The 10,394-nt window shown below is 32.9% G+C and carries 8 protein-coding genes, 1 tRNA gene, 4 rRNA genes and 1 pseudogene; 1 reads left to right on the top strand and 13 read right to left on the bottom strand.

All coding sequences use genetic code 11. The annotated features are described in order from the left end of the window. From ACREWB_RS09435 to ACREWB_RS09395, 9 genes and pseudogenes are all read right to left on the bottom strand, one after another. Positions 1-210: ribosomal RNA gene (locus ACREWB_RS09435) — 16S ribosomal RNA — on the bottom strand; the annotation flags it as partial. A 639-nt stretch (positions 211-849) separates the two neighbouring features. Continuing rightward, positions 850-1,947: a glycoside hydrolase family 1 protein gene (locus ACREWB_RS09430; protein ID WP_431547209.1), complete on the bottom strand. Its 1,098-nt coding sequence runs from the start codon at positions 1,945-1,947 to the stop codon at positions 850-852. Between the two features lie 66 nt (positions 1,948-2,013). After that, complete coding sequence (locus ACREWB_RS09425) at positions 2,014-2,664, bottom strand: carbohydrate ABC transporter permease (RefSeq protein WP_431547208.1); 651 nt, start codon at positions 2,662-2,664, stop codon at positions 2,014-2,016. Between the two features lie 11 nt (positions 2,665-2,675). Continuing rightward, positions 2,676-2,888 (bottom strand): carbohydrate ABC transporter permease, encoded by a 213-nt coding sequence (locus tag ACREWB_RS09420; protein WP_431547207.1) that lies wholly within the window; start codon positions 2,886-2,888, stop codon positions 2,676-2,678. Between the two features lie 30 nt (positions 2,889-2,918). After that, on the bottom strand, positions 2,919-3,572 hold the full coding sequence (locus ACREWB_RS09415) for a carbohydrate ABC transporter permease (RefSeq protein WP_431547206.1): 654 nt from the start codon (positions 3,570-3,572) through the stop codon (positions 2,919-2,921). Between the two features lie 78 nt (positions 3,573-3,650). Beyond that, positions 3,651-4,532, bottom strand: a complete 882-nt coding sequence (locus ACREWB_RS09410; protein WP_431547205.1) for an extracellular solute-binding protein — start codon at positions 4,530-4,532, stop codon at positions 3,651-3,653. Positions 4,533-4,632: 100 nt separating this feature from the next. After that, positions 4,633-4,914 (bottom strand): hypothetical protein, encoded by a 282-nt coding sequence (locus ACREWB_RS09405; protein WP_431547204.1) that lies wholly within the window; start codon positions 4,912-4,914, stop codon positions 4,633-4,635. Between the two features lie 120 nt (positions 4,915-5,034). After that, the gene (locus tag ACREWB_RS09400) at positions 5,035-6,072 is read right to left on the bottom strand and encodes a LacI family DNA-binding transcriptional regulator (RefSeq protein WP_431547203.1); all 1,038 of its coding nucleotides are present in this window, start codon (positions 6,070-6,072) and stop codon (positions 5,035-5,037) included. Positions 6,073-6,301: 229 nt separating this feature from the next. Next, positions 6,302-8,749: pseudogene (locus tag ACREWB_RS09395) on the bottom strand (glycoside hydrolase family 94 protein). Between the two features lie 279 nt (positions 8,750-9,028). On the opposite strand from ACREWB_RS09395, the gene ACREWB_RS09390 reads away from it, so the two are divergent. Beyond that, the gene (locus tag ACREWB_RS09390; RefSeq protein ID WP_431547202.1) at positions 9,029-9,760 is read left to right on the top strand and encodes an NAD-dependent protein deacylase; all 732 of its coding nucleotides are present in this window, start codon (positions 9,029-9,031) and stop codon (positions 9,758-9,760) included. A 59-nt stretch (positions 9,761-9,819) separates the two neighbouring features. Here ACREWB_RS09390 and rrf (ACREWB_RS09385) read toward each other — a convergent pair. The 4 genes from rrf (ACREWB_RS09385) to ACREWB_RS09370 all read right to left on the bottom strand — a co-directional run. Beyond that, positions 9,820-9,936, bottom strand: a 5S ribosomal RNA gene (gene rrf / locus ACREWB_RS09385). A gap of 33 nt (positions 9,937-9,969) precedes the next feature. Then, a tRNA-Ile gene (locus ACREWB_RS09380) sits at positions 9,970-10,046 on the bottom strand. Positions 10,047-10,054: 8 nt separating this feature from the next. After that, a 5S ribosomal RNA gene (gene rrf, locus ACREWB_RS09375) occupies positions 10,055-10,171 on the bottom strand. Between the two features lie 129 nt (positions 10,172-10,300). Beyond that, positions 10,301-10,394, bottom strand: a 23S ribosomal RNA gene (locus tag ACREWB_RS09370); the annotation flags it as partial.

The following is a 10,394-nucleotide window of genomic DNA, read 5'->3' as shown; positions in this document are numbered from 1 at the left end:
AATTCCTTTGATGTTTTGATCATGCGACCAAAACATATTATGCGGTATTAATCTCCCTTTCGGGAGGCTATTCCCCTCTTTGAGGCAGGTTACCCACGTGTTACTCACCCGTCCGCCGCTAATTGATTCCGAAGAATCGCATCGCTCGACTTGCATGTGTTAGGCACGCCGCCAGCGTTCGTCCTGAGCCAGGATCAAACTCTCAATTTAAAAGTTTACACTTTTAGTTTGAAATGATTAATCTGCGCCAACTGTTAAGATGGTTAATCAACCGTTAGGTTGATTCGCAAGCTCATTACATACTATTTAGTCTTACGACTAAAATTTTACTTCTTTTTACTAAAGTAATTAACTGGTTTAGCAAAATATTATTTTGCTATTCTTTACCTATTTCTCTGTTTAATTTTCAAAGACCAATTTGATTATTTATGTTCATCAATTGCTGACGACTTCTACTACTTTACTAGATGTTTCTTGTTTTGTCAACATTTTTTTAAAATTTGTTTTCGTCTGGAAGATAATTGAATAGGAATCAATATTTAATTTACTTTGCCCCTGCTTATCGACGACAAGGAACATTTTATCACATAAATAAAGACATAACTTAAGCATACAAGTATTCTAACTAGATTATGTTCATATTCCTAGCTATAGGTTTAAATATTTCCATATACCGCCTTCTGATACGCTTGGCTAAACATTGTCAATATGTGTGTTGTTGCTCATTAAGTAACAAGTTATTTATTTATAAAACCATATCATAGAAAAAGCAGAAGCTTTTCCTAACTCCTGCACATTAAATCATCCATTTTCTTAGGTGGGATACTGAGTAGTATTATAATTTGAAAGTTAAAGTAACTCTCCATTACTATCAACAATTGTTTTATACCAATATCCAGAGTCTTTTACTATTCTATTGCCAGTTTCGTAATCTACGTGTATTAAACCGAACCTTTCATTGTATCCTTCAGCCCATTCAAAATTATCCATTAAGGACCACGCAAAATAACCTTTAGTGGATACTCCATCTTCACTAGCTTTTTTAAATTCTTTTAAGTATCTATGTAAAAAATCAATTCTTTGAGGATCGTGAACCTTACCATCTAAACTTACCCAATCTATATTTGACATTCCATTTTCAGTTATAAGTATAGGTTTCCCATATCTTTCATAAAAAAACTTTAGTCCAAAGTATAAAGATTCAGGTGTTACTGACCATCTATTTAAGGTTTGTTCATGTCCAACCCTATTGCCCACCACTTCAGGACGGTTGTTTTTATGCGCTTTTATTCTTGTGCCATGATAAATATTAAGTCCTAAAAAATCTAAAGGTTGACAGATAGTTTTCATATCCCCAGCTTTTATTTTAGGTAGCCACTCTTCCATAACGCTAAGTCCATCTTCAGGATATTTCCCTAAAAAAACTGGATCCATCCACCAAGTATTTCCCCATTGATTAGGCGTAGTTATTTCAAACATGTGAGTTCTTGCAGCCTCTATATCTTTTAGTGAATTAGTATCAGGAAAAGATGTTATACCAACTGGAGCATAACCAACTTCACAAGGAACTTTTGAGAACTTTCTGAGTGCCTGAACCGATTTTCCATGAGCTAAAAGAGAGTTATGCGATGCAAGTAATATATCGCTATTACTAAGTTTAAGACCTGGAGCATGAGAGCCATTCACATGACCAAGGCCTATGAAGCATTGAGGTTCATTTTGGGTAATCCAATGGGTAACTCTATCGGACAGTCTTTTGGCTATAACCTTTGTGTATTCTGCAAACCAGTCCGAACTATCTGCATTTAACCATCCTCCCTTTAGAAACAGTCCTCCAACTATCTTCTTTGATAAGAAAATAAATGCTATCATTATAGGTACAATCAAAATAGCTACACCAGTGAAAACCACACCATATTCTGTCTGGTATGTTCCTCTAGCCGACATTACCGTTATTGGAAGTGTAAATTTATTCTGATCAAATAGTAATATTAACGGAATTAGGAAGTTATTTCAAGTATTAATAAAAGTAAATATAGACATTGTTGCAACTGATGGGAAGATTAATGGCAAAACTATCTTGTTAAATATAAGAAACTCATTGCATCCATCTATTCTAGCAGCTTCTACAAGCGAATCACTAATGGCGCCGTCTGTGTATCCTTTAATGAAAAATACAGATGCAGGCGTTGCAATAGCAGGTATTATCAGTGGCAAATAAGAATCCAGCAAGTGTAATTTTTTTACTAATTGGAATAATCCTATCATACCTAATTGTGTAGGTATCATCATGGTACCAAGTAGTACCCAAAATAAAATCTTATTGCCCTTGAATTTGAATTTAGAAAAACCATAGGCAGTTAAGGCACTAAAGTAGGCACTTACAGCTGTAACACAACTTGCTAAAAACAAACTATTAAAGAAGCCCTTCCAAATAGGTTGGCTCTCTAATAACCTTCTATAATTCGTCATAATTGCAGACCCAGGTTTTAAAGACAATGTTGTAGCTATTTCAAGATTAGTATGAGTAGCATTAATTATCATTATAAAAAATGGTAAACAACATAGAATTGCAAGTGCAGTCAAAGCTATGTATAAAATTGTCTTCTTTATAATACTACTTATTGGTTTTTTCCCTACTTCTAATACAAATTTACGTTTCATCTCTACCACCTCTATTCGTAATCAGTATTTCTATTTATAAACTTAAAAGAAATTAATGCAAACACCAGTATCATTAAAAATAATGCATAGCCCACAGCAGCTCCATAACCATAGTTGTTGTTTGAGAATGCAGTTCTATAAAGATACATAACCATTGTCATTGTTGAGTTATTTGGTGTTCCTGCTCCCTTTGTTAGTGCATATGGTATATCAAAAGATTGCATTCCTCCTATTAATGAAGTAATAACTGAAAATTATATTGTTGGTCTTAATAGTGGAATTGTTATTGAAAAGAAAGATTGTATTTTAGAAGCCCCATCAACAGTGGCAGCTTCATAAAGTTCTTCAGGAATATTTTTCATTCCCGCCATAAATATTAGCATGCTATATCCAAACCACATCCAGAAAGAAGTAAGAGAAACTATACCTCTAGAGTAACCCTCGCTCATGAGAAAGTTTATTGGCTCCTTTATTAGATGTATATTCATTAATATCTTATTTACCGACCCTGCTTGCCAATCAAATAAGAATGCAAACAATATACCAATTGAAGTTGCGGTAACTAGATTAGGAAAGAAATATACTGATCTGAATATATCTTTACCTTTTAGTCTTGCGTCATTTAATAGTACAGTTAAGGTTAATGCTAAAATCATTTGCGGAATAGCAGCGCTTAGCCACATAATCCAAGTATTTGCTACAGTCTTTATAAAAATTGGATCTGAAAATAATCTTGAATAATTTGTGAATCCTATAAATTTAGCATTCTTAGACATTCCATCCCATTTAAGAAAACTCACATAAAGAGAATATAGCATTGAATATAATTGGAAGGTTGAAAATATAATAAAAAACGGAGCAATAAATACTAACCCGTATTTCTCTTTATTTATCCTAGCTTTAGCCAAAATGTCACCTCCATATTTTAAAAACCTTATTAACTGGTTATATCATTTTCATTAAACAGTTAATAAGGTTTATTTATATTAATCTACTTGTTGGTTCCATACATTGTTAATGCTATCATCATATTCAGTAAATAATTTACCATTAATACCTTTAACAAGTTCACTATAAGCTTTGTATACATTTTGACCTTTTAAGAATTTATTATCTCCATCTGCTGAGCCTGATAATGCAGCTTGAACATCTATATTGTTCATGAAATCATCTTTATCTTTTGCCTGTGCAGTCATGAAATCAGCATTTGAAGTTATATACTTAACAAATTCCCAAGCATTGTCTTTTTGTTTACTCTTGCTAGCTACTCCAAGCCAAGTTCCGCCCCAATAGTATGATGTTGGCGCTTGTACAAATGCATAGTTTCCTTCTTCTTTTGAAGCATTTTGTGCTAATACAAAAGGAAGTCCCCATGTTGGAAGCATATATCCGAAAGTAGTTTTATCAGACATTGAACCTGTCCATGCTGGTGTCCATTGGGTAAACTTAGCGTCTAAGCCTTCTTTTCTAATTGTAGTTGCCTCATCAAGGTAATCCATCATCTTAGCATAGATAACTAGTTTATCATCTTTTACCCATCCTTCGCTTCGACTACCGATAGCTACGTTTGCCAATTCATTATATCCAGCTAATAGTTTAACTTTTCCGGAACTTTTCTCTTTAAGCGTTTGTCCTAGTTTTATAAAATCTTCAGTTGTTGTCATCATTTTTTGAATATCCTCTGGATTATCTGTACCAAGATACTCTTTAGCAATCCCTCTCTTATAGAAGAATCCGCCTGGAGTAGCTTGCCAAGTTAATGCTCTAATTGAATTATCTTCTTTATTTCTGCCCAAATCTACAGTATATGGTACCATCTTGCTTGTAAGCTCTTCAGCATTATATGGTGCTTTATGATAAATCTTCATAAAAATCTAAATTTGTGAATTTCTTTACGTAAGCAGCTTCCGATAAAAATACATCAGGCACTCCTACGCCCGCACTCATTGTAGCCGAAACTTTAGTTGTCTATGCACTATTGTCATTTGGTATTGATACAAGCTCCACCTTTATATTAGGGTAAACCTTATTAAACTTATCAATGATACCTAAATCCTTAAGTTCAGTATTCCAAGACCAGATTTTTATATTTCCCTTAAAATCTGCTGGTGCTTTATCAGCTACTGGAGCTGAATCTTTTTTTGGATCTGGATCTTTTGTTGAATTAGATCCACAACCCGCAAGCATTGTAGTAACCATTATTGTTGATAGTGTTAACATTGTAATTCTCTTAAAATAATTTTTTCTCATCATTGTTCCCCCTTAAATAATAAATTTATAAATATGTAATATCCTAAAAAAGATATCACAGTACTATTGAGATCATAATAAACGCGTGTTTATTGTTTATTAAAAAAAATGTAAAACAGTTTATTTTATAGTTTTACATGAATTTCTTTCTATCAAATCAATAGGTACAGTATAATTCGCCGAAAAACTGGTGTCATTCTCTATTGATGTTATTAGACTATTTGTTGATATAGACGCCATTTCCATTAAAGCCATTCTTACTGTTGTAAGCGGTGGATTTATATATCTTGCTACTTCTATATCATCAAAGCCTACTATAGAGATATCTTCAGGTACTTTTAATCCTACTTCTTGGATTGCTTGTATGGCTCCAATGGCCATGTGATCATTCCCACAAAATATTGCAGTAGGAATTTCCTTTTGAAGCAGCTTTCTTGTAGCATTATACCCTCCACTAATCGTAAAATTACCTTTGACAATCAAATTGTTTTTTATTTTAATTCCAGCCTCTGTTAATGCCTTTTTATAAGCATGAAGCCTTTCCATAGCAGACAAATGTTCTGTTACTCCTACTATATGTGCAATTTTTTTATGACCAAGACTAATTAGATACTTAGTAGCCTTATACGCTCCACCATAACTATCAGCATTTACAATTATACATTTTTTATAAATTTCTTCATCTGATTTTATTGATTGATCTAAAAGTACAACCTTACATCCATAATTTATAATTTCTTTTATTTCTTCCTCGCCATTCTTTTCTCCAATAAATATTCCACCTGCTATAGTTTTATTATAAAAAGTTTCTTTCACTTTTTTATAATCTTTCTGTTTACTTACAATTGAAACAAGTACGTTATAACCCATTTTACTTGCATTATCTATAACTGCTCCGGTAAAAGGCGAAAAGTAAGAACTAGCTGTAACTTGCATGCCGTCTGAATCTACCTTCATATCAATAATAAAAAGACCGATTATTCTATTTTTAACTCCTGCAAGCATTCTAGCTGACGCATGTGGCACATAATTATTTTCCTTAATTATACGTTGGATTCTTTTTTTTGTCTCTTCTGGAACATTATCATAATTATTAATTACCCTTGAAACGGTGCTTCTTGAAACTCCGGCTATTTTAGCTATATCTATACTGTTCATATCTGCACCTCCGATTTATTACTTAAACGCGTGTTCATAATATAATGATACTATACATTTTCTTACTTTTCAAACTCAAATAAGTTGAAATTTCTTTAAATAACCGAGTTTTAGTAGAATTATCTTCCTTTATATTCATATTGCTCATCTTCTTAGACAATCGTTTACATTTACTAATTAAAATTTTAAAATTTGTAATATCTCTTTAAGTCTTTTAGCTAATATAGCTTTAGCCCATTTGTATTTCTATTTCTATTTCTATTTTATGACAAGAACCGTCACCAAACATAGGAAGTACCTTCTCTTCTATGATTTTACCATCCACTTTTATCATTTTCACACCCTTTGAAACATGTTGCGGATTCACAACTTCAATATTGTAGATATCTCCCCTGTATACTCGTGTAATCTGAAATTCGTTCCAATGGCTTGGAATACAAGGATTTACAATAAGTCCATAATATTCTGGTTTTACGCCTAATATCCACTGCGTAATTTCAAAATAGTTCCATGCGGCTGTACCTGTAAGCCAAGAATTTTTAGCTTCGCCATACCTTTGAGCATCTTTTCCCGCTACCATTTGTGAATAAACATAAGGTTCAGTTCTATGTACCTCACTTATTTCTTCAACATAGGCTGGAGCTATTCTTTTATATAAATCAAATGCTCTATCTCCTCTACCTAAAATTGTTTCTGCAATCATTATCCATGGATTATTGTGACAGAATATACCGCCATTTTCCTTATATCCTGGTGGATAAGATGAAATCTCACCAATATTTAGATCATACTTACTATAAGAGGGCGCTTGAAGCATGATACCATACTTAGTATCCAATCTTTTTTTAACTGAGTCTAACGCTTTTAATGCTAGTCCTTCTTCTACACCAATACCTGCCATTACACAGAAGCCTTGTGATTCAATATATATTTGACCCTCTTCACATTCTTTACTACCCACTTTGTTTCCAAAAGCATCATATGCTCTTAAAAACCAATCTCCATCAAAACCTTTATCTATAACGGCATTTTTCATTTCGTCAACGTGCTTCTGAGCTAGTATAGCTTCATCAAATAGACATCGTCTTGTACATAATTCTACATATTCTGGTCCAATAAACACAAACATTCCTGCTATTAGCACAGATTCAGCAACTCTACCATCAGGATCCCCAGAGGTTTGAAAAGATTTATCGGGTTCTTTTGAAAAACAATTAAGGTTCAGACAGTCATTCCAGTCGGCTCTTCCGATTAGCGGAAGTCCATTTGGTCCAAGATTATTTATAACATGGTAAAATTAGCGTTTTAAATGCTCCATTAGTGTATCTTTTATATTATCATCACAATTAAAAGACACGCGTTCATTCAAGATATCAAAATCTCCGGTTTCTTTTATATATGCAGCAGTACCTAAAATCAGCCATAATGGATCATCATTAAAGCCTCCACCCACTTCGAAGTTCCCCTTTTTAGTTAATGGTTGATATTGGTGATATGCTCCACCATCTTCAAATTGTGTAGCGGCTATATCTAATATTCTTTCTCTTGCTCTTTCAGGAATTTGATGCACAAACCCAAGTAAATCTTGATTTGAGTCCCTAAATCCCATACCTCTCCCAATACCAGACTCAAAATAAGATGCACTTCTAGACATATTAAATGTTACCATGCACTGATATGGATTCCATATGTTAACCATTCGGTTTAACTTATCATCATCACTATTTATATTATATTTTAATAATAAATTTAACCAATATTCATTTAAAAATTTTAACCCCTCTTCTACCTCAAAATCAGTTTTAAACCTATCTATCATTACTTTTGCCTTAGTCTTATTAATAACACCAGGACTTTCCCACTTCTCTTCTTCCTTATTCTCTACATATCCAATTACAAAAATAAGACTAGTCTCAGCGCCAGGTTTAAGAGTTAATACTTTACTGTGAGACCCCACTGGAGACCATCCACTAGCTATAGAATTATTAGATTTACCTGAAATAACTGTTTGTGGTGAATCAAATCCATTATATAATCCTAAAAATGACCCTCTATCGCTATCAAACCCATCTATCTCTGTATTTACAGAATAAAATGAATAATGATTTCGCCTTTCTCTATATTCTGTTTTATGATAAATCACAGAATTATCTACTTCAACTTATCCAGTACTAAAATTTCTTTGAAAATTAGTCATATCGTCATAAGCATTCCATAAACAGAACTCAATAAATGAAAAAACCGTAATTTCCTTAGTATAACTTGAAGTGTTTTTTATTTTAAGTCTATTTACTTCTCCGTGATACTTTAAAGGGACAAACATCAATTGCTCTACTTCAAGGCCATTTTTTTCACTTTTAATTTTAGTGTATCCAAGTCCATGCCTACATTCATATGAATCCAATTTAGTTTTTACAGGCATATACCCTGGTGTCCATACATCTTTCCCATCATTTATATAATAATATCTTCCCCCATTATCCACAGGTGCACTATTATACCTATATCTAGTTAGCCTTCTAAGCCTAGCATCCTTATAAAAAGAATACCCACCACTAGTGTTTGAAACAAGTGAGAAAAAGTCCTCTGTCCCAAGATAATTTATCCACGGGTACGGAGTTTTAGGCGTTGTAATAACATATTCTTTATTTAAATCATTAAAATAACCAAATTTCATTGTTTATCCTTCCCCCTTATATTTATACAATTCTATCTTATACAGAATTATTAGTTTTATCAATTACCATAAAAGCTAGAATTAGCTACATTTATTGAATTACGTTTAATTAACGCGCGTTTACGATAGTTTTTAGATTCTCATGTTTATTTAAAAGTATCTATAGATTTACTGCATTACTTCTTATATTGAGAACTTCTACATTAGTACTATTAATATCCACAGTTTTTTAGATACATTGTCCTTTAACTGTTATACTGTACCTAAGGAGTTGATATTATGTGTTACGAAATATTAAAAACAATTATAAAAGATAGTACTAATATAGTTTTTTTTGGAGGTGCAGGCGTTTCTACTGAAAGTAATATTCCTGATTTTCGTTCTCAAAATGGCTTATATAATGTAAAAAATAACTTAAATTATCCTCCTGAAGTTATTTTAAGTAATTCCTTTTTTATGAATCATACTGAAGATTTTTTCAAGTTTTATAAATCTAATATGATCTTTACAGATGCATTACCTAATAATGCGCATATTACATTAGCTAAACTAGAAAAAGCAAATAAACTAACTGCTATAATTACTCAAAACATTGATGGTTTACATCAAACTTCTGGTTCTAAAAATGTATATGAACTACACGGATCTGTGCATAGGAATTATTGCATGAAATGCAATGAATTTTTCGACTTAAATTATATATTAAATAGTAAAACCATCATTCCTAAGTGTAATAGCTGTGGTGGAATTGTTAAACCAGATGTAGTTCTTTACGAGGAAGAATTAGATATGGACATCTTAGAACGTTCTATTAATGCAATAAGTAATGCCGATACATTAATTGTTGGTGGAACCTCGCTTGTGGTATATCCCGCTGCAAATCTTATAAAATTTTTCAAAGGAAATAATTTAGTTCTTATTAATAAATCCTCTACCCCTTACGATAAAAAAGCAACTTTAGTAATTAATGAAAGTATAAGTAAAGTTTTAAGTTCTGCATACGAAGTTTAATGTTATCTATAATAAATTACAAATATAAAACCACTAAGCATAGCTTAGTGGTTTTTTTTACCTGGCGACGACCTACTCTCCCACAAGGTCACCCTTGCAGTACCATTGGCACATTGAAGCTTAACCTACCTGTTCGGTATGGGAAGGGGTGTTACCTTCATGCCATAATCACCAGATTAATAAAAACAGCCCTAATAGGACTGTTTTTTTGGTGGACCTTCAGGGATTCGAACCCCGGACCGACCGGTTATGAGCCGGTAGCTCTAACCAACTGAGCTAAAGATCCCTGTTATTATCTGGCGACAACCTACTCTCCCACAAGGTCACCCTTGCAGTACCATTGGCGCATTGAAGCTTAACCTACCTGTTCGGTATGGGAAGGGGTGTTACCTTCATGCCATAATCACCAGATGAGAATATAAATATTCTCTCAAAATTGCACAGTAAAATAATCTTCTCGCTATCGCTCAAAGCTTTCACTCCTTTTTTACAAAAGGAGTATATCGTAAAATTAATACTATTATGTTACTTTTATTTATTTTGGTCAAGCCCTCGACTTATTAGTATTAGTCAGCTGAACATGTTACCATGCTTACACCTCTAACCTATCAACCTGGTGTTCTTCCAGGAGTCT

This window comes from Clostridium sp., assembly GCF_050717635.1.
Lineage (GTDB): Bacteria > Bacillota > Clostridia > Clostridiales > Clostridiaceae > Clostridium_AD.
This window is presented reverse-complemented; position numbering and strand designations above follow the sequence as displayed.